Raw genomic sequence first — 23,969 nt, forward strand, 5'->3', positions numbered from 1 at the left:
AGTCGCGTCATTTGCACCATGTGAGTGGCGGTAATGACAAATGGCGGGTCGATATGGACAACGATGAGCTCATTCCTGAGATAGGCATTGTAGACTACGAGGGCGCACAGACAGCCTCGGTGCTCGGGATGACCGACCTCTTGGCCGCCGCCGAGGCTCGTGCGCGCGAGCGAGGCGGCGGCAACCAGTTAAGACTAAGAATTAGCCATTGGCGCACAGCTGCAGGCCAGAGTGCACCCGAGAGAACCTACGACACCCTGCCGGGAGCACTTGGACACCCAACGGTGATCATTGTTCCGCCCGGATTGGGCGATCTGCCTCCGACGGCCGAGGCAGAGGTCTATGCGGATTGGCTTCGCGAGCAACACGCCAAGGGCTCGGTGCTCGGTTCGGTCTGCAAGGGAGCATTCCTTCTAGGCGAGACGGGACTTTTTGCGGGGCGAACGGTCACGACCCACTGGACCTATGAGGAACAACTTGTCCGAACGTTTCCCGGCGTCTCGATCAACACGGACAGGATCATCATCGACGACGGTGATATTCTGACAGCCGGCGGCGTGATGGCCTGGATCGACCTCAGTCTCAAGCTGATCGAACGCTTTCTCGGTCCTAGCGTGATGTTGGATACTGCTCGTGCATTCTTGGTCGATCCCCCCGGTCGAGAGCAAAGCTACTATAGCGCCTTTTCTCCGCGCCTGAACCATGGTGACGCGGCCATCCTGAAGGTCCAGCATTGGCTTCAGGCCATTGAAGGAAAAGAGACCAGGCTAGGTGTCCTTGCCGAACAGGCTGGTCTTGAAGAGCGCACCTTCATGCGCAGGTTCCAGAAGGCTACCGGCCACACCACAGGCGAATATGTGCAGCGCCTGCGCATGCATAAAGCCCGCGATCTCCTGCAGTTTACCCAAGACCCCGTCGGTACGGTCGCCTGGAAAGTGCATTACATCGATCCGAGCGCGTTTCGAAAAGTATTCAATCGGATTGTCGGTCTCACTCCGGCGGAATACAGACAGCGATTTCGAGGTGGATTGTAGCTTGCGCCACGGCAGTCCCGATTTTTTGCTCCCAGTCGAGTTGGATCGAAGCTTCAAATACCCCGAGATATCCGGCCATTGGTTCGCAACGACATAGGCAGATCATGCAGTCCCATTGTTGCTGTCTCGACCATACAGAGCCGTCGACTTCAGTTTCAATGTCCGGTATTGGGCGCAAAGCCGACGTGATGCCGTCGACTTTCATGACCGCTTCCTGCAACAATACGCCTTCCACGTTCAAGCCAGAGGCTAACGGCACGATCCTTGGCCTCTTCGATTGATGCCCGAAAGCATCACGCCTTCTTCACCCAGCGCCCGTCCTGATTCTGCTGCCAATAGGTCAGCGTGTGCCCCTCGCCCTTCAGCACCTTCCAGTGCGCCCGCGCCCCTTCCAGCTGTTCCTGATCGTATCCATCGAACATGAACACCACCCGTTCATAGTCGCCGACCGGTGGCGGCATGGCGCCGTCGATGATGAAGCGGACGGTGGCGGCGTTGCCGTTCCCCTCGCCTGCCGTCAGGAGAATCGGCTGGTCGCCCGAAAACTCCGTCGCATCGGTGCCGTGCGGCAGGAAACTGTCATCCCGATAGGTCCACAGATGACTGTCGAGCATGTCGCGGCGCTCGTCGTTCAGCGTCTGGACGACGACACGCCAGCCGCGCTCGACACAACGGTCGAGCAACGGCGGCAGCGCGTCTTCGAGCTTGGATTCTGTCAGGTGGTAGAACAGGATTTCGGTCACGTCGCGGGTCAGTTCTCGTAATTGGCGCGGACCAGTTCATCCAGCAGCCGCACACCGAAGCCGGAGGCCCAGGACTGGTTGATCTCGTCGGTCGGTGAACCCATCGCGGTTCCTGCGATGTCGAGATGCGCCCAAGGCGTATCCTTGACGAAGCGCTTCAGGAACTGGGCGGCGGTGATGGACCCGGCGTAGCGACCGCCTGTATTCTTCATATCGGCAAACTTGCTGTCGATCATCTTGTCATATTCCTTGCCGAGCGGCAGGCGCCATAGGCGTTCCTGCGTGGTCAGCCCGGCCGCGGTCAGCTGCCCGGCCAGCCGGTCGTCATTGGTGAACAGGCCGGCATGATGGCTGCCGAGCGCCACCATGACGGCGCCAGTCAGCGTCGCCAGGTTGATCATGAACTGCGGCTTGAAGCGGTCGTTACAATACCACAGCGCATCGCACAGCACGAGCCGGCCCTCGGCATCGGTGTTGATGATCTCGATGGTCTGGCCGGACATCGAGGTGACGATATCGCCCGGACGCTGGGCGTTGCCATCCGGCATGTTTTCCACAAGGCCGATGATTCCGACGACATTCGCCTTGGCCTTGCGGCTTGCCAGCACGTGCATCAGGCCGGTCACGGCGGCAGCGCCGCCCATATCGCCCTTCATCTCTTCCATGCCCGCACCAGGCTTGATCGAGATGCCGCCACTGTCGAACACCACGCCCTTGCCAACGAAGGCAACCGGCTTATCCTTCGGCTTGCCACCCTTCCACTGCATGACCGCCAGACGCGGCGGCCGCACCGACCCCTGTGCCACGCCGAGCAGCGCACCCATGCCGAGCTTCTTCATTTCGCGCTCGGTGAGGAGCTCGACTTCGACGCCGAGCTTTTCCAGCTCCTTCGCTTTGGCCGCGAATTCGACAGGTCCGAGAATATTGGCGGGCTCGTTGACGAGGTCACGGGCGATGAAGACACCTTCGGCAATCGCCTGCGAATTGATCGCGGCCTTCTTGGCGGCAAGGACGGCGCCTGTGACGATCGTCACCCTGACCGGCTTGGGCGGCCCTTTCTGGTCGTCATCGTCCTTCTTCGTCGTCTTGTAGGCGTCGAAGCTGTAGGCATTCATCTCCATGCCGAGGGCGAAATCGGCCGCCGCCTTGCCCGACACCTCGATGCCCGGTGCATCGAGGAAAATCACCACCTTGTCGGCACCACGGATTTTCGACGCAGCAGCACCGCCAGCCCTCAGCCAGTCATGCGCCGCCAGCTCGGCACCATCGCCGATGCCAAGCACCACGATGCGATCGACGGGCGCGCCCTGCGGCGCAACGATGTCGAGTGTCCGTAGCGATTTCGCCTTGAACTTGGCGATTCGCGCAGCCTTTTCAATAATTGCGCCGGGATCGGCTTCCGCAGCCCCAGCCGCCTCTTTTCCGTCAAGAGTCTTCAGCAGGATCGCCAGGCCGCCTGACAGGCGCGCTGACTTGCTGAAACCGATTTCAAATTTCAATGACATGAAGAAACTCCAGAATTGCCTTTGGCCGACGCCAGTCTGTTACATGGCGGTTACAGTGGCAAACATTCGCCATCAACCGCAAGCCCGGAAACATGTTCATGCACCGTTGTCGGTTTCGATGACCTTGGCAAGGCGCCGCCTTGCGTTTACATGCTGTTAACTATCATTCTTTGCCGAGCCTTAGCCCTGCTCTTTTACAATTTGGTTATCGTGGAAAACTTGCAAACCGGTTCGATCAGCGCGATAGGGACATTTGGCTTGGCCATGCCCAGACTGGCGATGGCAAACCGGACATACGGCAGGAAGATGGGCCAGGACCCCGCATGAAACTGATCGAACGCTATATCCTGAAGCGGGCAACGGGCATGTTCTTTGCCACGCTTTTGCCGCTGATGGCGATTGTCTGGACGACGCAGGCGCTGGCAAGCGTCAATCTGGTTACCGATAGCGGCCAGTCGGTGCTGGCCTTCATGCGCCTTGCAACGCTCGTCCTGCCGTCGATCATTCCCCTTATTCTCCCCTTCGCGCTGGTCATCGGCGTGGCACAGACGCTGACGGCGATGAATGCCGATTCGGAGTTGACGGTGCTAAATGCCGCCGGCAGCTCCCGCATGATGATCATCCGGCCGATCATCTATCTCGGCCTCGCGCTCAGCGCGGTGTCGTTCACCGTCGATAACTTCGTCGAGCCTTATTCGCGCATGGCCGTGCGCAAGATGATTGCTACCGCGCATGCCGACCTTCTGTCGTCGGTCGTTCAGGAAAACACCTTTCGCAAGATCGCCGATGGCCTCTATGTCCAGGTCGCCTCACGGCGCAGCGGCGGCGTCCTGCACGGCATTTTCGTCGCCGATTCGCGCGACCCTGCCTACGAACTCGTCTATTATGCCCGCGAAGGCGCCGTTGATGACAGCGGTTCTGCACTGGTGATGAAAGACGGCGAGGTGCATCGCAAACTGCCCGACGGCAATGTTTCGATCATCAAATTCGACAGCTACGCCTTCGATCTGACCGATATGACGAAAGCAGCCGGCCAGGCGACGATCCGCGCCAAAGACCGGGACCTGCCCTTCCTGATCAATCCCGATCCGAAGGACCCGGTCTATGAGAAAAATCCGGGATCTTTCGAGGCGGAACTGCATCGCCGTCTCACCGAATGGACATATCCGCTACTGTTTGCCTTGATCGCGCTGGTCTTCAGCAGCGATGCCCGCTCGCACCGCGAAGCTCGCGTGCATCCGATGATCACGGCGCTTTTGACCTGTCTGTTCATCCGCTGGACAACCTTCTATGCGGCCAACAGCGCCGAGGAATCGCGCTTCTTCATCCCGATCATGTATTTGATCCCGCTTGGCACCGGCTATCTGGCGATACGGCAGTTGATGGGCAACAGGCGGCTTGAAATTCCTCTCACGCTGGAGCAGAAGGTCAACGAGATTCTGGTTCGCCTGCGCCTGACCAAGGCCAACCCGGCATCTGACGGGAACCAGGTGAAATGATCTTCACGACGCTCGGGCGTTATTTTTTCAAGCGATACGCGATCACCACATTCTGGTTCCTCGCCGGTATCTTCGCGTTGATCTTCATCATCGACTTCAGCGAACTCGCCAACCGGATGTCGCAACTGCCGCGCTACTCTGTTACCGGGGCGCTGTTGATGACGACGTTCCGCATCCCGATGATTTTGCAGCAGACAGTGCCTTTCGTCGCCCTGTTTGCTGGCATGGCCGCCCTGATTTCACTCAATCGCCGCTATGAACTGGTGGTGACACGCGCCGCCGGCATCTCCGTTTGGCAGTTCCTGCAGCCTTTCGTTATCGGCGCATTCCTGTTCGGCGTTGCAACGGTGATCGTGCTCAATCCGATCGCATCCTGGGGCACGAAACAGGCAGAAGCGCTTGAGGCTGAATGGGGCAGTTCATCCTCGGCCGTCTCGGCAATTTCCATCCCCTGGCTGCGCCAGATCTACGGAAAAGACGATACGATCATCGGCGCCCGGTCCGTTCAGGACGAAGGCAAGACGCTGATCAATGTGACGGTGATCCATTTCGATCCGCTTGGCACGATCGTTTTAAGGCAGGACGCCGCCTCGGCAAAACTGGAAGATGGTTACTGGCTTCTTAATGGGGTGACGGAAACCCGCAACGGTGAGCTGCCACGCCGCCTCGCAACGGTACAACTGCCGACCCATCTGAAGCCGGAATTCGTCCAGGAAACGTTGACGAAGGCTGATTCTATTCAATTTTTCGACCTGAGGCGCAAAATCGAAGTAGCGAAGTCCTTCGGCTTCCCGACCAATGCGATGGAAACCCAATTCCACTCCATGCTGGCGCTCCCGCTGCTTCTGGTCGCAATGACTCTGATCGCTGCAAGCGTCTCGTTAAAATTTAGCCGGTTTAACCAATCGAGACCGGTAATTCTCGGTGGAATCCTGTCGGGCTTCGTGCTTTATGTCGTCACCGTGCTTGTCAAAGCATTCGGGAGCAGCGGCATAGTGCCTCCGTTCGTTGCAGCCTGGTTGCCAGTTGTTGTAGCGATGGCGCTGGGTTCGACGATTCTATTGCATGAGGAGGATGGCTAGTGGCGGCAAGCAACCGCAAACATATCAGGCTGCTGGCGGCCATTCTGCTTTCCGGTGTTGCGCTGCAGGTGCTGACGCCGATCGCACCCGCATGGGCACAAGACACCAATATCGATTCGCTCAATCCGAAGCTCCCCGAAGACGCCAAGATGCTTCTGTCGGCCAACGAGCTCGTCTACAACAAGGATGCGGAGCGCGTCATCGTACGCGGCGCAGTCCAGATCAATTATGGCGGCTACCAGATGGTCGCCCAGCAGGTCGAATACAGCCAGAAGACCGGGCGCATCATTGCGACCGGTGAAATCGAGCTGATCGAGCCCGGCGGCAACAAGGTCTATGCCGACCAGATGGACGTGACCGACGATTTCGGCAACGGCTTCATCGAGCGGCTGCGGGTCGAAACCACCGACCTGACGAAGCTCGCCGCCGTGACCGGCGAGCGGCGCAATGGCGAGGAGATGATTCTCAACAACGCCGTCTACACGGCTTGCACCCCCTGCGCGACCGATCCCGACCACAAGTCGCTCTGGCACGTCAAGGCGCAGCGCATCGTTCAGAACGGCAAGACCCATACGATCCGTATGGAGAATGCCAAGTTCGAGCTGTTCGGCAAGCCGATCCTGTACCTGCCGGTGCTCGAGGTTCCTGACCAGACGGTCAAGCGCAAGAGCGGCTTCCTCATTCCGAAATTCGGCTATACCCAGAAGCTCGGCGCCGGTGTCAGCATTCCTTATTACTGGGCGATCTCGCCCTATATGGATGCGACGGTCACGGCAACCGGCCTCAGCCGCCAGGGTTTCCTGCTGCAGGGCGAGTTCCGCCAGCGCTTCGAAAACGGCGAACATATTCTCAGCATGGCTGGGATCAGTCAGCTGAACCGCAGCAGCTTTACCGGCAACACCGTCGACGCCCAGGAAACCAATCGCGGCATGATCGGTTCCAAGGCCAAGTTCGATATCAACCCGCGCTGGACCTTCGGCTGGGATGTTCTCGTCCAAAGCGACAACAACTTCGCCAAGACCTATGAGCTTTCGACCTTCGACGGCACGACCTTTACAAACCAAGTCTATCTGTCGGGTCTCGGCAAGCGCAATTCCTTCGATGCCCGCGCCTTCTATTTCGATATCCAGGATGCCGATCCGGACAGCATCGCGGAAAACAAGCAGGCCGTCGCTCAGGTTCTCGATTATTCCTATACCCACCCGGCACCGGTGTTCGGTGGCGAGTTGACCGCCGATATCAATCTGACAAACATCAATCGCAACCGCGAGGATGAGCTGGAAATACCGGGCATTGTCGATCGCTTCCGCGGCCTTGAGGGCACGTATCAGCGTTTCACGGCCGACCTTGAGTGGAAACGCAATTTCATCGTTCCCGGTGGCCTGTCGCTGACGCCGATCCTGGCGGCTCGCGGCGACCTGATCGGATCGTCGATGACCGATCCGGGCATCGACTATACCGGCAACTTCAACAGCGACGACGCCACCACGCGGCGGATGCTGACCGCCGGTATCGATGCACGTTACCCCATCCTTTTGGCGACCGACTACAGCAGCCACATCATCGAACCGATCGCCCAGATTTTCGCCCGGCCCAATGAGGAATATGCTGGCGGTTTGCCGAACGAAGATGCGCAGAGCTTCGTCTTCGACGCGACATCGCTGTTCGACCGCGACAAGTTCTCGGGTTATGACCGTATCGAAGGTGGAACACGCGCCAATCTTGGCGTGCGCTATACCGGTGCTCTTGGCAACGGCTATGCCTTGCGTGCCATCGCCGGCCAATCCTTCCATCTTGGCGGCGTGAATTCGTTTGCAACCGACGACCTGGTCAAGGCCGGTGCGAATTCGGGCCTTGAAACCGACCGCTCCGATTATGTAACGATGATCGGCATCGACGCGCCTTCCGGCATCACAGCCAGCCTCAGTGGCCGCTTCGACGAGAAAGATTTCAACATGCGCCGTGCCGATGCGACGCTTGGTTATCAAGGTATCTTCTGGCAGACGGCCCTCACCTATACCAGTATCCAGGCACAGCCACTTTATGGCTCGACCAGTGATCAGGATGAAATCCAGACGGCTGCGGCCTACAAGTTTGCCGATTACTGGTCGGTGTTCGGATCGATTACGTACGATCTGAACAGTAATGTCATCACCCGCAATGGCATCGGCATCACCTATGACGACCGGGATACGATCTTCTCGCTGGTCTACAAGGAAGAGCGCGACAGCAATCAATCCATTGCCAATGACTGGTCGATCGGCGCGCGTATCAGCTTCCGTACACTCGGCGATATCTACGTTGGTGACACGAAGTTTGACGGCTTGAACTGAGGCGCGCCGCCCTGATGGCGCCCTCGTCTCCGCTGTAACAGCCGTTTTCTAAACGTGCTGTCACAGAGAATTGACGGCCGAAGCGCTATTTTGCGGCGAACGGCAGGTCTTGTCATTGTTCGGCCGCATGTATTATGCATCTGTTGCGCAGAAATGCGCAGGATGATGGCGCTTGGCATGAAGACCATGGCCCGGACACAGGATGTCCAGGGCAAATGAAAAGGACTAAAGAATGGGCGGGAAGCTTTCGATCACGCGCACGGTTTCGGCAATAGTTCTTGCCTGCGGCCTGGCTCTTTCCTCCGCGCCGGTCACTTACGCCGCAAGCAAGGTGGTTGCTGTCGTCAACGGTTCGCCCATCACATCCGGCGACATTGCCAAGCGCGCTGCTTTCATGCGCCTGCAGCGACAGAGCGGCGGCCCGGGCGCTGCCCGCGAGCAGATGATCGATGAAGCCCTCAAGCGCGAGGAAGTTCTGCGCGTCGGCGCCTCGGTCAGCACCACGGAAGTCGAAGGCGCCGTTGGGCGCTTCGCCGCCGGCAACAAGCTCTCCGTTCAGCAGCTGTCGCAGGTTCTCGATCAGGCAGGGGTCGGCATCGATCACTTCAGGAACTATGTCGCCGTTGCCATGAGCTGGCCACGGGTCGTCAATGCCCGCTTCGGCGGCGGCGGCGGTGGACGCCTGTCGAACGAAGACCTCGTCCGGCGCATGCAGGAAAACGGCGGCAACAAGCCGGTCACCACGGAATACTTCCTGCAGCAGGTGATCTTTGTCGTGCCCGCCGCCAAGCGCAACGCCATCATCGGCAAGCGCCAGGCTGAGGCCAATGCGTCGCGCTCGAAATTCCCGGGCTGTGAGCAGGCAAAGGTCTTTGCTGCCACGATGCGCGACGTATCGATCCGCAATCTCGGCCGCATGATGGCGCAGGAGCTTCCGGCCGACTGGAAGCCACTGATCGAAAAGGCTGGCGACAACGGCACGACCGGCACCCGCGTCACGGAACGTGGTGTCGAATATCTCGCCATCTGCAAGAAGCGCGAAGTCTCTGACGATCTGGCTGCCGAAATCGTTTTCCGTGCCGAAGATCTCGGTAAGAAGACCGGTGGGGAAGATCCCAACAGCAAGCGTTACATCGAGGAACTGCGCAAGCGCGCACAGATCATCGAAAAGTAATAAAACAGCATGAACCCGACGCGCGCCAGGCCGCTCGCCCTGACCATGGGCGATCCCGCCGGGATTGGCCTCGACATTACCCTTGACGCCTGGATCAACAGGCAAGCCTGGCAGACGCCGCCGTTCATTCTGATCGGCGATGCCGCTGCGCTTGAGGCCAGAGCCCGTGTTCTCGGCCATAGCGCTGCCATCCGCGAAACGGATTGCGCCAGCGCTATCAGCATCTTCAACGATGCTCTGCCAGTGCTGCCAGTGGCCTGCGCGGCAGCTGTCACGCCCGGCATGCCGGACTCCACCAATGCAGCCGCCATCACCGGTGCCATCGAAACCGCGGTGCGGCTGACGATGGAAGGTTCCACCTCCGCCATTGTCACCAATCCGATCGCCAAGTCGGTGCTCTATGACGCCGGCTTTCAATTTCCAGGCCATACGGAATTTCTCGCCGACCTCGGCGAGCGCCTGACAGGTGAGCCGCTGCTTCCGGTCATGATGCTTGCCGGGCCGAAGCTGATGGCCGTTCCGGTGACGATCCATATCCCGCTGAAGGATGTGCCGGAGCAGTTGAGTGCCGATCTGATTTACCGCACCTGCGCGATCACCGTGCGCGACTTGAAGGAACGCTTCGGTCTTGCCTCCCCTCGCGTCGCCGTTGCCGGTCTCAATCCGCATGCGGGTGAAGGCGGCGCACTTGGGCTGGAAGACGATGCAATCATCCGCCCCGTCATCGAACGATTGAAGATCGAAGGCGTCGATATCACCGGCCCCCTGCCCGCCGACACCATGTTCCATGACCGCGCCCGCGCCACATACGATGTAGCGATCTGCATGTATCACGATCAGGCGCTGATCCCTGCCAAGGCGCTCGGCTTCGACGACAGCGTCAACGCGACGCTCGGGCTGCCGTTCATCCGCACCTCGCCGGATCACGGCACGGCGTTCAGCCTTGCCGGCAAGGGCATTGCCCGCGCCGACAGCCTGCTGGCAGCACTGCGGATGGCACAGCAATTGGCCGATAATACCGCACGAGGAGAAAACTGATGGCAGCGATCGACGGTTTGCCGCCGCTGCGCGACGTTATCGCCCGCCACGGCCTGGATGCTAAAAAGGCGCTCGGCCAGAACTTTCTGCTCGACCTCAACCTCACCCAGAAGATCGCCCGCACGGCTGGTCCGCTTGAGGGCGTGACGGTGATCGAGGTCGGCCCCGGTCCGGGCGGCCTCACCCGCGCCATCCTGTCGCTGGGCGCCAAGAAGGTCATTGCCATCGAGCGCGATTCCCGCTGCCTGCCCGCTCTTGCCGAAATTTCGGATTTCTATCCCGGCCGTCTCGAAGTGGTCGAAGGCGATGCGCTGAAGACACGGTTCGAGGAGCTTGTCACCGAGGGGCCAGTCAAGATCATCGCCAACCTGCCTTACAATGTCGGCACGCAGCTTCTGGTCAACTGGCTTTTGCCGAAGGTCTGGCCGCCGTTCTACCAGTCGATGACGCTGATGTTCCAGCGCGAAGTGGGCCTCAGGATCGTTGCCGAAGCCGATGACGACCATTACGGCCGCCTCGGCGTGCTTTGCGGCTGGCGCACGAACGCCCGCATGGCCTTCGACGTACCGCCACAAGCCTTCTCACCGCCGCCGAAGGTCACGTCATCCGTGGTGCATCTCGAACCGCTCGAAAACCCGATCCCCTGCTCGGCAGAAGCCCTCGAAAAGGTAACGATGGCCGCCTTTGGCCAGCGCCGCAAAATGCTGCGCCAGAGCGTCAAATCGATCGGTGGAGAAGCCTTGCTGGCCAAGGCCGAGATCGACCCGAAACGCCGGGCGGAAACACTGTCGGTGGAAGAGTTCTGCCGGTTGGCGAATTGTATGTAGCCTGTCCTCTTCTCCCCAGCGGGGAGAAGTGCCGAGCGCATTCGAGGCGATGAGGGGGAGCTTTCCACGAATCGGAAGCCTGCCGCCCCCTCATCTGGCCCTACGGGCCACCTTCTCCCCGCTGGGGAGAAGAGAGAGCAATTGGCACCTGATCCCTAACCAGAGACCATCAGAGCTTCGGCGTTTCCGTCAGCAAACCATTGACGAATTCGAACAGTCCCGGACGACGGTCGCGGCGAAGCCGCTCGGCCTCGACAATGGCCTTGACGGAGGCGAAGGCGCTGTCGAGATCCTCGTTGACGACGATATAGTCATATTCCAGCCAGTGCTCGATCTCCGAGCGCGAATTGGCCAGCCGCGTGGCAATCACCTCTTCGGTATCCTCGGCACGCCGATGCAGACGGGACTGCAGTTCGGCCATGGTCGGCGGCAGGATGAAGATCGAGACGACATCGCCGCCCATCTTTTCCTGCAACTGCTGGGCACCCTGCCAATCGATATCGAACAGCATGTCCTGCCCTTCCGACATCGCCGTCTCGACGGCATCGCGTGGCGTGCCGTAGAAATTGCCGTGAACCTCGGCCCATTCCAGCAGCGCATCGGTCTGGCGCAACCCCTCAAATTCGCGGATCGACTTGAAGAAATAGTGCCGCCCTTCGATCTCGCTCGGACGCCGCTTGCGCGTCGTGACACTGACCGAAATGCTCATATGCGGATCGGATTCGAGCAGGTTGCGCGCAATCGTCGACTTGCCCGCGCCCGAAGGCGACGAGATCACCAGCATGAGACCGCGGCGCTGAATGGCTTTGGTGGACGTTTGGCTCACGGGGTTCACTCCAGATTTTGGACCTGTTCACGGAACTGGTCGATGACGACCTTCAATTCAATACCAGCGGCAGTGACCGCAGCGGCATTCGACTTGGAACAGATGGTATTTGATTCGCGGTTAAATTCCTGAGAAAGGAAATCGAGTTTGCGGCCGACAGGGCCGCCTTTTTGCAAAAGATCCCGGGCTGCCGTCACATGGGTGCGCAAGCGGTCGATCTCCTCGCGGATATCGGCCTTGGCCGCCAGCAGTGCCACTTCGGCATAGAGACGTTCCGGATCGATCTTCGAGCCGCCGTCCATCACCAGGGCCACCTGGCTGGCAAGGCGGGCGGTAATGACGGCCACACTGCGCGACGGGTCTGCCTCGATCTCGCTGGTCAGCGTCTCGATCCGGTCGATCTGTTCCAGCAAGACCCGGCGGAGCGCCACGCCTTCCCCCTCGCGCATCGAGGTCATGTCGGAAAGGGCCTGACGCAATCCGGCGAGGATATCGCTATCGCGGGTGGCGCGCTCGCCCTCCTGTTCTTCCGGTTCGCGAAAATCAACGATGCCGCGAATGGACAGAAGCGTATCGAGGCGCAGTGGCGCCGGATCGATGACATCGCGCAACTGCTCGCGCAACGACAGGACGGCTGAAAGAGCCCCCTGGTTGATCACCGGCTCGACGCTGGTTTCGCTGGCGCTGACGGTGAGGTTGACCTGCATGTTGCCGCGCGCGAAGCTCTCACCGGCCAGCTTGCGGACGTCCGTTTCCAGATGCTCCGTGCCCGTCGGCAGCCGCAACCGCAGATCCAGCCCCTTGCCGTTGACCGAACGGAGTTCCCACGCCCAGCGGTAACGTCCGCAAGTCCCCTCGCGGCGGGCAAATCCCGTCATGGATTGCAGCGGCATCGTTTTTTCCTCCGGCCCGGCAGTATTCTCCTCAACGAAGTGTCGGAAGCTGCGGAACTTTGAATTGTTGCATGAATGTGTACGGCCCCGGCACGGTCAACCGCAAGGGTCAAGCGTACCGGAGCCGTGTCATCCACAAGCCTGATGGAGGCCCGATTATTCCTGGGCTGGTGCGGTCTCCGCCGCTTTCGCCGCAGCGGCCTTTTCGGCCTCGATCTTGCGCCAGCGGCGGACATTGCTGTTGTGTTCATCGAGCGTGGCGGCAAACACATGCCCACCCGTGCCGTCGGCGACAAAATAGAGGTCGGACGTGCGCGACGGATTGGAAACCGCTTCGAGCGCTGCCCGGCCTGGATTGGCGATCGGTGTCGGCGGCAGGCCCTTGATCATGTAGGTGTTGTAAGGCGTGTCCTTCTCGAGGTCAGACTTCAGGATCGGCCGGTCGGTCGGTTTGCCATCACCGCCAAAAATCCCATAGATGATCGTCGGGTCGGACTGCAGCCGCATGCCCTTTTCCAGGCGATTGATGAAGACCGATGCAACGCGCGACCGTTCATCCGCAATGCCGGTTTCCTTCTCGACGATCGATGCCAGGGTGACGAATTCTTCACGGCTGGCAATCGGCAAGTCCGGATCACGCCGGTCCCAGATCTGATCGACAAGCTGCTTCTGTGCCGCTGCCATCTGCGCGACGATTTCAGCCCGCTTGGTACCACGCGAAAACTTGTATGTATCCGGACGCAGCGTGCCTTCTGCCGGCATTGCCGCGGGAAGGTCGCCTTCCAGAACGGGGTCACTGCTCAATCGGGAGAACATCTGCTTGACCGTCAGGCCTTCCGGCAGCGACACCGAATAGAGGATGGACTTGCCCGATTTCAGGAGCTGCATGATCTCCTGCATCGAGGAACCGGCCTTGATCTCGTATTCGCCGGCCTTCAGCGTATCGTTGTCATCGAGATAGGCCTCCGACATGAAACGGAAGACGCGACCATCGGACACGATATTGTTGCGCTCAAGGCTGCTGGCGATTTCCTGGATGCCGGCGCCATTGCGCACGATGAAATTCGTATTGGCCGTCAGCGGGCCGTTGTCCTCATAGGCGGACATTGCATAGTAAACCGTACCGGCTGCCGCGATCGTCAGGCAGACGATCACGGTCATCAGGAAATTCAGAAAGATAACGACCTGGCTTTTTGCCTTGCGCGACCGCTTTGGCGGCTGCGGCACTTTTTCTGGACGAAGAGCTTCGCTCGCCGATTTCGGGATGATCGGGCCGTTATTGCCCGCCTCGTTGCGGCCGAAAGGCGCTGCGCTGTTTTCGTTTGCGTCGTTCACTGGTGTCCTGGGTCTGGAATTCGCGTCATGCACGTCTTCATCCCTGATGCGAACTCCAGAAGAGAAACAGGAATGAGAATCACCTTGTTGCGATTGTAGCCGCAGTACGCTTTTGGCCTTGTGTCAGTATGGACACAAGGCACTGGGCTGACGATACCGGTTCAGTCGCAAACGTCCGTATGCCATGTTTGAACCGAGCAATGCGGCAAAAGCACGATAGTGGGAGAATTATCGTGCTTGCGGGGTACGCCGGAATGATACCGGCGTTGATGACGGGCCGCCATCCGGCAGGCCCGCTATATCCAAAATCAGGCGTAACGACGCAGAACCAGCGAGGCGTTGGTGCCGCCGAAGCCGAAGGAATTCGACAGGGCGACATTGATCTCGCGCTTGCGCGCCACATGCGGCACCAGATCGATCTTGGTTTCGACCGACGGATTGTCGAGATTGAGCGTCGGGGGAGCGACATTGTCGCGGATCGCCAGCGCGCAGAAAATCGCTTCGACAGCACCGGCTGCACCAAGCAGGTGGCCAATCGCCGACTTTGTCGATGACATCGAGACCTTGCCCGCATGCTCGCCGAGAACGCGCTCGGCAGCACCCAGTTCGATCGTGTCGGCCATGGTCGATGTGCCGTGGGCATTGATATAGTCGATATCGCCTGCCGACAGGCCAGCGCGCTTCAGAGCCATCTGCATGCAGCGATACGCGCCGTCGCCGTCCTCGGCCGGTGCCGTGATATGGAAAGCGTCGCCGGAGAGACCGTAGCCAACGACTTCGGCATAGATTTTGGCGCCGCGCGCCTTGGCGTGCTCGAGTTCTTCCAGCACGACGATACCGGCGCCCTCGCCCATGACGAAACCGTCACGGTCCTTGTCATAGGGGCGCGATGCCTTGGTCGGGTCGTCATTGTGCTGGGTGGAAAGCGCCTTGCAGGCGGCAAAGCCGGCCAGCGCAATGCGTGAAATCGGTGACTCCGTCCCGCCGGCGACCATCACGTCGGCATCGCCCAGGGCGATGAAGCGGGCGGCGTCGCCAATGGCGTGGGCGCCCGTCGAGCAGGCGGTAACGACGGAATGATTGGGGCCGCGCAACTTGTGGCGGATCGATACCTGGCCGGAGGCAAGGTTGATCAGGCGGCCTGGAATGAAGAAAGGAGAAACCCGGCGCGGGCCACGGTCGCGCAGCGTGATGCCGCCTTCAACGATGCCTTCGAGGCCGCCGATGCCCGAGCCGATCATCACGCCGGTGGCGATCTGGTCTTCGTCGGTCTTCGGATGCCAGTCAGCGTCGGCAAGCGCCATATCGGCGGCGGCCATTGCATAGACGATGAAACTGTCGACCTTGCGCTGCTCCTTCAACTCCATCCAGTTGTCCGGATTGAAGGTACCATTGGTGCCATCGCCGAACGGCAGGCGGCAGGCGATTTTTGCGGGAAGGTCTTCGACTTCGAATTCTGTGACTTTACGGGCGGCGTTTTCGCCGGCGATGAGCCGCGACCAGGATATCTCAGTCCCGCAGCCCAAGGGAGATACCATGCCGGTACCGGTGATAACGACACGTCTCATGCCCGTGATCCATCCTGCCTGTTCGTTCCAGAACCGGACCGGACCTCGCGCAAAAAACCGGATCCGTACATCCTATTCCGTGATGCTGTACTGCGTGATCTCAGGTACGGAAGCCTTGAGGCTTTCCTTGATCATGCTTTTTGCTCTCGTAACGGAGAGCGCGCCCCATGAAGGGACGAAAGGCGGGCCGCAAAGCGCCCCGCCCGAACACGGCCTGATATTAGGCCTGTGCCTTCTCGATGAACTTGACAGCGTCGCCGACCGTCAGGATCGAATCCGCTGCATCGTCAGGAATTTCGACGCCGAACTCTTCTTCGAATGCCATGACCAGTTCGACGGTGTCGAGCGAGTCAGCGCCCAGATCGTCGATGAAGCTTGCGCCTTCCGAGACCTTTTCGGCATCGACGCCAAGATGATCAATAACAATTTTCTTTACGCGTTCTGCTACGTCGCTCATGTCGGATTCCTCGACCTTTGTTTTTCTCAACGATGCCGTTCTGACATCGGTACCCTATTAACGCCTGACAGATCAAGACGATCCGCCTGGCAATTCGTTCAACCGGAAGCGGGCAAACCACGCCTGCCAAAGCCAGCATATACCGCATATCTTCCGATCGACTGCGCACAGTCATGGCCCGCTTAACACGGTTTAAGTCTGCCGCAAAGTCCGAAAATGGCCGGGAATGGCTTGGTCAACATGCAATTCCCGGTATTTCGGCCCCACATCTCCGATAGAGCCGGAAACGTGGTGGCACAGGCCTTTGACGGCCTATGCCAAGGGGTTAGATCATCGCCATGCCGCCGTTGACATGGATGGTCTGGCCGGTGACGTAGGCCGCCTCGTTGGAAGCCAGATAAGCAACCGCCGACGCCACTTCGCCGCCGGTGCCCATCCGCTTCATCGGGATGGCGCCCATGATGGCGTCCTTCTGCTTGTCGTTCAGCTTGCCGGTCATCGCACTTTCGATGAAGCCCGGGGCGACGCAGTTGACCGTCACGTTGCGGGTGGCGATTTCCTGGGCAAGCGACTTCGACATGCCGATCATGCCGGCCTTGGCGGCACAGTAATTGGCCTGGCCCGGATTGCCGGTCACGCCGACGATCGAGGTGATGTTGATGATGCGGCCATGGCGGCGGCGCATCATCGGATGCGTCAGCTCGCGGGTCAGCCGGAAGACCGAGGTCAGGTTGACTTCGAGAACGGCATCCCAGTCTTCGTCGCTCATCCGCACGAACAGGCCGTCCTTGGTGATCCCGGCATTGTTGACGAGGATGTCGACGCCGCCGAGTTCGGCTTCGGCCTTTTCGCCGAGCGCCTTGACGGCATCGCGATCAGCCAGATTGGCCGGGAAGAGATGAACACGCTCGCCAAGCGAATTGGCAAGCTCTTCCAGCTTTTCGACGCGGGTGCCGTGCAGGCCGACGATGGCGCCCTGCGCATGCAGGATGCGGGCAATCTCTTCGCCGATGCCGCCGGATGCGCCGGTAACGAGGGCCTTGCGGCCAGACAGATCGAACATGGTCTTGGGTCCTTGTTGGGTTCGGCTTAGCCGAGCAGAGCTTGAAGCGCCGTATCGATATCGGCGGGAGAATTGACGGCGATGCCGGTGACAGTCTTGTCGATGCGGCGCGCCAGGCCGGTCAACACCTTGCCGGAACCAACCTCGTACAATGTCGTCACATCATGGGCGGCAAACCACTCGACGGTCTCGCGCCAGCGGACCTGGCCGGTGACCTGCTCGACCAGTAGCTTGGCAATCTCGTCCGCATCGGTGACCGGGGCTGCGCGCACATTGGCGATCAGCGGCACGGCCGGATTGTTCTTTGCGACCGTGGACAGCGCCTCGCGCATGGCGTCGGCAGCCGGTCCCATCAGCGTCGAATGGAAGGGAGCGGAAACCGGCAGCAGGATGGCGCGCTTGGCGCCTTTTTCCGTCGCCAGGGCAGCCGCCTTTTCGACAGCCGCCTTCTCGCCCGAAATCACCAGCTGGCCGCCGCCATTGTCATTGGCGATCTGGCAGGAACCGAGGGCGGATGCTTCCGTGCAGACGGCATCAACATCCGCATGCTCAAGCCCGATGATCGCTGCCATCGCGCCTTTGCCGACCGGAACCGCCGCCTGCATGGCGTTGCCGCGAATGCGCAAGAGCCGCGCCGTATCGGCGAGCGAAAACGTGCCGGCGGCACAGAGTGCGGAATATTCGCCAAGCGAGTGGCCGGCGACGTAGGAAACCTTGGATTTCAGGTCGAGACCTTTTGCTTCGAGGACCCGCAGCGCCGCGATCGACACCGCCATTAGCGCCGGCTGGGCGTTGGCTGTCAGCGTCAGCGTTTCCTCGGGACCGTTCCACATGATATCGGAGAGCTTTTCGCCGAGTGCGTCGTCGACTTCGGCAAAGACGGCGGCGGCTTCCGGAAAGGCCTCGGCCAGATCCTTGCCCATGCCCAGCGCCTGGCTGCCCTGTCCTGGAAATGTGAATGCAATTGCCATGAGGTTATTCCTCGTCATGCGCAGCCTGGCTACGCCGTTTCATTCCAACCCATTGCCGGCAAACATAAGGCAGGCAGGAGCTTTTTCCTCTCCATTCACATTCCTGACGCATGAGTCAAGCTTTCGAGCCCCAAAGCCGGCGCCTGTGCACGGCTCTGCTTTTCTCTTGCGCCGCAGCAAACAGCCTCTACATTCGCCGCCGGACACAGTTTGAGGCACGTTAAGCACCATGAAATACAACACACTCGGCCGCACCGGCATCACGGTTTCGGAAATCTGCCTGGGCACCATGACCTGGGGCACGCAGAACAGCGAAGCGGAAGCGCATGAGCAGATGGATTATGCCGTCGGCCAGGGCGTCAACTTTTTCGACACTGCTGAGCTTTACCCCGTCACTCCGGCCGGCCCCGAAACCATGGGCCTCACCGAAGACTATATCGGCACATGGCTGAAGAAGAGCGGCAAGCGCGATGACATCGTCGTCGCCACCAAGGTCGCCGGTCCCGGCCGTCCCTATATTCGTGGTGGAACGCCTGCGAGCCCCAAGACCATGCGCGAAGCGCTTGAAGTCAGCCTGAAGCGCCTGCAGACCGATCATGTCGATCTCTACCAGATGCACTGGCCGAACCGCGGCCACTATCATTTCCGCCAGTCGTGGACCTATGATCCCTCGCATCAGGACACGTCCGCGACGATCGACGATCTCCACGCCATCCTCGAAACGCTGGGCGCCTTCGTCAAGGAAGGCAAGGTCCGCGCCGTCGGCCTCTCCAACGATACCGCCTGGGGTACGATGAAGATGCTGGCGCTTGCCGAGAAACTCGGGGCTCCCCGCATCGCCTCGCTGCAAAATGAATACAATTTCCTCTACCGCGCCTTCGACCTCGATCTGGCCGAAGTCAGCCATCATGAAAATGTCGGCCTGCTTGCCTATTCGCCGCTCGCCGCCGGTCTTCTCTCCGGCAAATACCTGAACGGCGCCAATCCGGAGGGTTCACGCCTGTCGATCAACGGCGACCTCGGCGGCCGCTACACCGAATATCAGGAGCCCGCAGTCCAGGCCTACGCGGCGCTGGCTCGCGAACACGGTCTAGACCTCGCCCAGATGCAGCTCGCCTTCAGCCTCACCCGCCCCTTCATGACCTCGGTGATTATCGGCGCGACGAGCATGGCACAGTTGAAGACGAATATCGGCGCAAAGGATGTGGTTCTGTCAGCCGACGTGCTGAAGGGCATTGCGAAACTGCACAAGATGTATCCGGCGCCCATCTGAAACATTCGGCCGGAAGGCCACACCGTCCTTTCGCGGGCGGTGTGGCTCTGACGTATTCAAGGCGCTCCCGCATGAATGTGCGGCACAGCCGGCCTACCGGACAGGCTTAGGCTCGGGGAAGGTCCAGGAGCCATCGAGAATGTCCGCGCGTGGACGATACAGCCTCACCGTGTAGTTCCAGCCCTTCATGACCGGCAGGCAATTGGGGATTTTCCCGTCGCAGCCGCCGAACTGCACCGAAATCGATCCGTCCGGATTTTTCTTGGCCGTCACATTGTTGAGCGAATAGGAATTATAGGGATTCTTTTCGTAGTAGCCCCCGGCATCGTAGAGACTAATCGACCAGAAGCCATCGACCGGAACATCCTTGACGTCGAGCTTGTAGACGACCGTTCCATCGTTGTTTGCCGGTGTAATGTTGAGGTAGGTCGCATCCTTGTCGGGGTTTCCGCCCCATCCGGCAGCACTGGCAACGAGATGGCGGACTGGATCCACGTCAGTCTTTGATCCGAACGCCCTGTTGAAATCCGGCATCGTCGTCGCCAGGATCAGCAGCGCGTCGCGCACCTTCTTCTGGCTGGCCTGGTCCCATTCCGGCAGGTCGAGTTTTCCCGGTCCTCCGGGCTGCTCAACATTCAGCTTGTCCTGAAGCGCGTGCACCTGCTTGACGTCGTCCGGGCTGTTCGGATCGACGAAGGTTCGAACCCCCACAACGGCATACCGGGTTCCCACCCCCTCCCTCGTCAGGGTGGTCGTCCCCGTGTAGGAAACCGTCGAGATGTAATGATCCTGGTTGATCACCATGAGCGACATAAAACGCCCGCCGGCGTCAGGCAGGGCGATACTGACTGGCCCTGCGTCGAGATCCACAACCGCCGACGAATACAGAGTGTCCCGGTTCAGGCGGATGACGGTCTGCTTATCGACATCGGCCGGCTCGCGGCGATGAAGAAATGTACCTAAGCCGCCCTCCCCGGCGAGATTATGGAAATAGAGATCGCTTTCCGCACGGATGAAATTATCGACGGTTACCGCGTCAGCGGCAAAAACGTCCGGGATGTGCAGAAGGAATGCCAGTCCAAGCATTCCGGCCCTTGCTGTAACTATACGGATCATTTCATACCTCTATCTAGCTGGCGTGAACGAGAACCGGCGCTTTCCCAGCGGCCGCCCACTGCTTCCTTCTTCGCAGCTGCATGGCCATAAAGTAGGGACCGTTGCATCGGGCAGGCACAATTGCCGGAACCAAGTCTATTTCCGGACCTGCTCAACGTCCGAAAGCACCCATGTCTTGTCGAACAAGGCCTTTGTCGGTGCATAGAGCCGGAACATCAGTTCGAAGTCCCGCTTTGGATCGGTCGGTATCCAGTTCATATCTTTGCCATCAGGCGCTTTCGGTCCGAGGAACAGATCGACCGAGCCGTCGGCATTCTTGATCAACTCCGGGATCTGCGACGAGCGGCTGGCGCGCGGCATGTTGCGGATCAGCGCATGGGTCTCACGATCATAGGCGGTCAGCGACCAATATTGCTCAACCGGCACGTTCGCAGGCACATTAAGACGGTATGTTTTTGATCCGTCAAAGGTCTTGCCATCCTTGTCCTTGATGGAAATTAAATAGAACTGGCCCGTTCCGAGGCGTTTGATGCCAATGTAGCCGTAGCTGTAAGTCAGGCCGCGAATATCGACGGGATAAGCGTCAGGCTCGTCGAAGGAGGCGGATGCGGCTTTGACCAATTCGGGGTTGGCCGGAAAATTCCAGCGTCCCTTGTCATAGAAGGGTATCAGTTCCGAGGCATATTTGGCTTCGAGCCACTGCTGCGCCTCATGAACACCAACTTCAAGCTGCTTGCTCGTTTGCACATCCGGTTCGAAGGGTTTGCCCTTCTGGATGCCAAGCGTCCTCAACTGGTCGATCATCACCCGGTCACGTGGCAGCCACGGTTCGGTTTGGATGATGCGGTCGAGCGATTTGAAAAAGCTGGCATCGTAGCGGATGGTGCTATCGAACAGTACGTCCTTGGCGTCGCTGAAAACCGTCTCCGATGGGTTGGCCGCCTGCGATAACGGATAGACCTTCAGTTTCTTTCCGTAGGCAACCGACTTCTCGATATCGGCTTCGCTATGGCTGGGGAGATTCGACCGGAGCAGCGCGTAGCCGCCATAGGTATCCGACTTCAGCGGGATGTAACCGTCTGGGATCTTTTCGGCGTAACCAGGCGGCAGGATGAGATATTTGCCGCCCTTGCCCTGATCCGCCCCCATAGGCCCCGCGTCCTCAAGCGGCATCTGCCAGACGTTGACGATGTTGCCGTTGATCGAGCCGCCTTGCGCAGGTGGTACCTCGATGACGATCGGCCCAACGTCCTTTGTGTTGGTGAAGGTCATCAGATAGATCGCGTCCGGATTGGGCGTCAGCGTCTGGTTGTGCCAGTCGAGTGGCCGGGACCAGTAGACGATCTGGTTGACCTTACCCTTCGTCTTTGCCAGCATTTCCTGCAGCATCAGATCATAGTTGACGGCCGGAATACCCCAGATGACGGCTTCCACAGCGCGGCGCTCAAGCGTACGTTGCCGCAATTCTTGAGGAGAGAAGGCCGCGACGGTCGTCGAGATCATCGCCGTGGCCAGCACGGTAACGAGGAACAAGCGTCTCATAACAATACTCCTTTGGATGCGGGTATCACAGGAGCACTTAGCGGCCGGGCGGGGAAGTACGTTACGGTTACAATGGTCGCAATGCACCGCACGGCAAGGGCTCGGGTGATATCCTGGGCAAAAATCATCCCCGCAAATCCCCGCCCTTAAAACCAGTGCCATACTCGCTGCGTCCCATCACGGATACACCGGAAAGCGTTGCCGGCGAGGTGGGGCCGGTGCCCGGATGGTTTGGCGAAACGCGCGCGAAATCCCCGGGGCTGCGTGAAAGGTGGTTCTCCTCCGGTTCGCAAATGAACCGGGCGTGCCGGGTGGTCACACCGTTCTTGGACGGTCCAGGGCCAAACCCCGCCGGATTGAAAGGCTTGGCGGATAAGCGGCCGGGCTGGGGCATTGGAGGCTTTCCGGTCAGAGCGGAAAGCGCAGAAGAACCTGAGAAACGCGGCAAAAGACATAGAACGGGGCGCTGAGAGGTGTCACCTATTACTACTTTACGAGGCAGCTTTCAGCGCCCCGGCCAAGTTGCTCTTTGACACCCACGGCGACATTTTCGCGCGGGGATGGATCACGATGCGCGTCTGACGGCGTTAAGAAGAGAAAACACGCCACCTTCTGTCATGCATATTTTTTCAAAAGCCCTCAGATGGGCACGAGGCTCCCTGACGCCTCTTCCTTCAGCCAGCCGATGAAGTTTTGCACCGTGCTGCGAGTGGCAGTGTGCGGATGCGTGACGGCGTAATAGGCAAAATCGGTTGGCCAAGGTGTGTCCAACACAAGGGCAAGACGGCCAAGGGCAATCTCCTCGGTAACATAAAGGTCGCGGACCAGGGCCATTCCCTGACCAGCGATAGCGGCACGGACGAGCAGGAAATCGTCGTCGAATGAGGGGCCACGCCCGGCACGCTGATCGTCGGGTACACCGAGGGCCTGAAACCACATCGGCCAGTCCGCCCGTGCGCCATCCTGAAGAAGCGGATAGGCAAGGCAATCTGCGGGAGTGTTGATCGACGGTCCGTCCCTCAACAACGCAGGCGCTGCGACCGGCAGGAGGACCGGCGCCATCAACAGTTCCGAAACGAGGCCCGGATAGCGGCCAAGACCATGCCGTATCGCAACGTCGACGCGATCCCTTTGCAGATCGGCGAGTTCCGCCGTCGCCTCGACACGGACCTCGATATCCGGATGCCGGGCAGCAAACCGCCCTAGGCGAGGCACCAGCCAGGATGCGGCAAAAGATGGCTCCGTGCTGACGGTCAGTGCCGGTGGGACGTTTGCTGTTTCCAGAATTTCAAGACTTCGAGCGATCTGGTCGAAAGCCAGAACAAGCGCCGGGTGAACTCTCTCGCCAGCTTGCGTCAAACGGACACCATAGCGGGTGCGGGTGAACAGGATCACGCCGAGCCGCTCCTCCAGCTGCCGGATCTGCTGGCTAATGGCCCCGGCTGTGACACCCATCGCATCCGCGGCTTTCTTCAAGCTGCCATGGCGCCCGGTTTCAGCAAACGCCCGCAGCGCAAGAAGAGGGAGAACAGGATTCAAAGATTAGCCTACCTAAACTCTAAGAGAAGATTGAATCGTTTTTTATCGGTACCTATTCAATCTATTAACAGACAGGTGGCCGTCACACAAATTTAGAAAAGCGTATATCAAAAAGAGACACAGAACAGATGCCTAACCTAGTCCATGGACG

At 59.6% G+C, this 23,969-nt stretch carries 21 protein-coding genes; 8 read left to right on the forward strand and 13 right to left on the reverse strand.

Features of this window, described 5'->3' with window-relative positions; all coding sequences use genetic code 11:
- The first annotated feature begins 20 nt into the window (after positions 1-20).
- Entirely contained in the window at positions 21-1,034 is a 1,014-nt protein-coding gene (locus ACSQ3J_RS01130; protein WP_060503525.1) for a GlxA family transcriptional regulator, read from the forward strand.
- Here ACSQ3J_RS01130 and ACSQ3J_RS01135 read toward each other — a convergent pair.
- From ACSQ3J_RS01135 to ACSQ3J_RS01145, 3 genes are all read right to left on the reverse strand, one after another.
- Positions 991-1,239 carry a hypothetical protein gene (locus ACSQ3J_RS01135; RefSeq protein ID WP_156393791.1) on the reverse strand — a complete coding sequence of 83 codons (249 nt, stop codon included), beginning with the start codon at positions 1,237-1,239 and terminating at the stop codon, positions 991-993. The two genes, ACSQ3J_RS01130 and ACSQ3J_RS01135, sit on opposite strands and share 44 nt — an antisense overlap.
- 88 nt (positions 1,240-1,327) lie before the next feature.
- Positions 1,328-1,777 (reverse strand): DNA polymerase III subunit chi, encoded by a 450-nt coding sequence (locus tag ACSQ3J_RS01140; protein ID WP_060503526.1) that lies wholly within the window; start codon positions 1,775-1,777, stop codon positions 1,328-1,330.
- 8 nt (positions 1,778-1,785) lie between these two features.
- Positions 1,786-3,282, reverse strand: coding sequence for a leucyl aminopeptidase (locus ACSQ3J_RS01145; RefSeq protein ID WP_060503527.1), 1,497 nt, complete (start codon positions 3,280-3,282; stop codon positions 1,786-1,788).
- Between the two features lie 323 nt (positions 3,283-3,605).
- Here ACSQ3J_RS01145 and lptF point away from each other — a divergent pair, with 323 nt between their 5' ends.
- From lptF to rsmA, 6 genes are all read left to right on the forward strand, one after another.
- Positions 3,606-4,781 (forward strand): LPS export ABC transporter permease LptF, encoded by a 1,176-nt coding sequence (gene lptF, locus ACSQ3J_RS01150; protein WP_060503528.1) that lies wholly within the window; start codon positions 3,606-3,608, stop codon positions 4,779-4,781.
- Positions 4,778-5,863, forward strand: coding sequence for an LPS export ABC transporter permease LptG (gene lptG, locus ACSQ3J_RS01155; protein ID WP_060503529.1), 1,086 nt, complete (start codon positions 4,778-4,780; stop codon positions 5,861-5,863). The genes lptF and lptG overlap by 4 nt, the downstream gene beginning before the upstream one ends.
- Positions 5,863-8,196 (forward strand): LPS-assembly protein LptD, encoded by a 2,334-nt coding sequence (locus tag ACSQ3J_RS01160; RefSeq protein ID WP_060503530.1) that lies wholly within the window; start codon positions 5,863-5,865, stop codon positions 8,194-8,196. The genes lptG and ACSQ3J_RS01160 overlap by 1 nt, the downstream gene beginning before the upstream one ends.
- Positions 8,197-8,428: 232 nt before the next feature.
- Positions 8,429-9,370 carry a molecular chaperone SurA gene (locus tag ACSQ3J_RS01165; protein ID WP_060503531.1) on the forward strand — a complete coding sequence of 314 codons (942 nt, stop codon included), beginning with the start codon at positions 8,429-8,431 and terminating at the stop codon, positions 9,368-9,370.
- A 9-nt stretch (positions 9,371-9,379) separates the two neighbouring features.
- A complete protein-coding gene (pdxA, locus tag ACSQ3J_RS01170; RefSeq protein ID WP_060503532.1) occupies positions 9,380-10,408 on the forward strand; it encodes a 4-hydroxythreonine-4-phosphate dehydrogenase PdxA in 1,029 nt (342 codons plus the stop codon).
- Positions 10,408-11,235, forward strand: coding sequence for a 16S rRNA (adenine(1518)-N(6)/adenine(1519)-N(6))-dimethyltransferase RsmA (gene rsmA, locus ACSQ3J_RS01175; protein WP_060503533.1), 828 nt, complete (start codon positions 10,408-10,410; stop codon positions 11,233-11,235). The genes pdxA and rsmA overlap by 1 nt, the downstream gene beginning before the upstream one ends.
- A 169-nt stretch (positions 11,236-11,404) precedes the next feature.
- Here rsmA and gmk read toward each other — a convergent pair whose 3' ends face one another.
- The 7 genes from gmk to fabD form a co-directional block, all read right to left on the reverse strand.
- Entirely contained in the window at positions 11,405-12,019 is a 615-nt protein-coding gene (gene gmk, locus ACSQ3J_RS01180; RefSeq protein ID WP_112834562.1) for a guanylate kinase, read from the reverse strand.
- 47 nt (positions 12,020-12,066) lie between these two features.
- Positions 12,067-12,954 carry a YicC/YloC family endoribonuclease gene (locus ACSQ3J_RS01185; RefSeq protein ID WP_060503535.1) on the reverse strand — a complete coding sequence of 296 codons (888 nt, stop codon included), beginning with the start codon at positions 12,952-12,954 and terminating at the stop codon, positions 12,067-12,069.
- A 156-nt stretch (positions 12,955-13,110) separates the two neighbouring features.
- Positions 13,111-14,289: an endolytic transglycosylase MltG gene (gene mltG, locus ACSQ3J_RS01190; RefSeq protein WP_060503536.1), complete on the reverse strand. Its 1,179-nt coding sequence runs from the start codon at positions 14,287-14,289 to the stop codon at positions 13,111-13,113.
- Between the two features lie 308 nt (positions 14,290-14,597).
- On the reverse strand, positions 14,598-15,857 hold the full coding sequence (gene fabF, locus ACSQ3J_RS01195; protein WP_060503537.1) for a beta-ketoacyl-ACP synthase II: 1,260 nt from the start codon (positions 15,855-15,857) through the stop codon (positions 14,598-14,600).
- A 220-nt stretch (positions 15,858-16,077) separates the two neighbouring features.
- Positions 16,078-16,314, reverse strand: a complete 237-nt coding sequence (locus ACSQ3J_RS01200) for an acyl carrier protein (protein ID WP_018327362.1) — start codon at positions 16,312-16,314, stop codon at positions 16,078-16,080.
- A 325-nt stretch (positions 16,315-16,639) separates the two neighbouring features.
- Positions 16,640-17,377, reverse strand: coding sequence for a 3-oxoacyl-[acyl-carrier-protein] reductase (gene fabG, locus ACSQ3J_RS01205; protein WP_060503538.1), 738 nt, complete (start codon positions 17,375-17,377; stop codon positions 16,640-16,642).
- 26 nt (positions 17,378-17,403) lie between these two features.
- Entirely contained in the window at positions 17,404-18,348 is a 945-nt protein-coding gene (gene fabD, locus ACSQ3J_RS01210; RefSeq protein ID WP_060503539.1) for an ACP S-malonyltransferase, read from the reverse strand.
- 229 nt (positions 18,349-18,577) lie between these two features.
- Here fabD and ACSQ3J_RS01215 point away from each other — a divergent pair, with 229 nt between their 5' ends.
- A complete protein-coding gene (locus tag ACSQ3J_RS01215; protein WP_060503540.1) occupies positions 18,578-19,621 on the forward strand; it encodes an aldo/keto reductase in 1,044 nt (347 codons plus the stop codon).
- 93 nt (positions 19,622-19,714) lie between these two features.
- On the opposite strand, the gene ACSQ3J_RS01220 is transcribed toward ACSQ3J_RS01215, so the two are convergent.
- The 3 genes from ACSQ3J_RS01220 to ACSQ3J_RS01230 form a co-directional block, all read right to left on the reverse strand.
- Positions 19,715-20,707: a DUF1254 domain-containing protein gene (locus ACSQ3J_RS01220; RefSeq protein ID WP_060503541.1), complete on the reverse strand. Its 993-nt coding sequence runs from the start codon at positions 20,705-20,707 to the stop codon at positions 19,715-19,717.
- A 165-nt stretch (positions 20,708-20,872) separates the two neighbouring features.
- Positions 20,873-22,279 carry a DUF1254 domain-containing protein gene (locus ACSQ3J_RS01225; protein WP_060503542.1) on the reverse strand — a complete coding sequence of 469 codons (1,407 nt, stop codon included), beginning with the start codon at positions 22,277-22,279 and terminating at the stop codon, positions 20,873-20,875.
- Between the two features lie 639 nt (positions 22,280-22,918).
- On the reverse strand, positions 22,919-23,818 hold the full coding sequence (locus ACSQ3J_RS01230; protein ID WP_060503544.1) for a LysR substrate-binding domain-containing protein: 900 nt from the start codon (positions 23,816-23,818) through the stop codon (positions 22,919-22,921).
- Positions 23,819-23,969 lie beyond the last annotated feature (151 nt).

This window comes from Rhizobium sp. LjRoot98 (assembly GCF_964252935.1).
Classification (GTDB): Bacteria; Pseudomonadota; Alphaproteobacteria; order Rhizobiales; family Rhizobiaceae; genus Pararhizobium.